Origin of the sequence: Neoluteolibacter marinus, from assembly GCF_014904755.1 — a bacterium.
Lineage (GTDB): Bacteria > Verrucomicrobiota > Verrucomicrobiia > Verrucomicrobiales > Akkermansiaceae > Haloferula > Haloferula marina.
On sequence record NZ_JACZFQ010000170.1, the window covers coordinates 1 to 512 of the forward strand.

At 65.0% G+C, this 512-nt stretch carries 1 protein-coding gene; it reads left to right on the forward strand.

Translation table 11 applies throughout. The annotated features are described in order from the left end of the window. Positions 1-77 precede the first annotated feature (77 nt). On the forward strand, positions 78-512 hold a 435-nt coding region (locus IG178_RS24350), incomplete at its 3' end, for a helix-turn-helix domain-containing protein (protein ID WP_193215192.1).

Consider the following 512-nt stretch of genomic DNA (forward strand, 5'->3'; position numbering starts at 1 on the left):
CCGTTCTCACGATTGATCAACGTCCCCGAGCAGTACAACTAGCGCAACACCTCCACACACAGCTGGAGGTGGCTGCCTTGGCTAAGAAGGTCCCCTGGAAAGCCCGTCAGGAAGTCCTGCACCTGTTCCTCGACGGGCGCACCGGCCCAGAGATCGCCAACGCGACGGGGAACAGCCTGACCACGATCAAGCGGTGGGCCAGGATTGCGGGCATGGAACTGCATCCAGGGCCTCCCGGAGGCCTTGCCGTTGAATTCCCAGAGACTGACCCGGTCGTGGATCCGTCCCGGGCCTACCGGCGTCTGACCTTCTCGGATCGGTCGTACATCCACGCGGCCAGGACTCTGCCCGAGCCGTTGTCGATTCGTCGGATCGCCCGGGAGCTCGGGGTGAGTCCTTCCACGATCTCTCGAGAGATCCGAGCTCACCGCACCAGGTTCTGGGGCAAGGACGAGTACGACGCCCGCCTCGCGCACTATCAGGCGCGCAGCGCACGACGACGACCGCGCCCG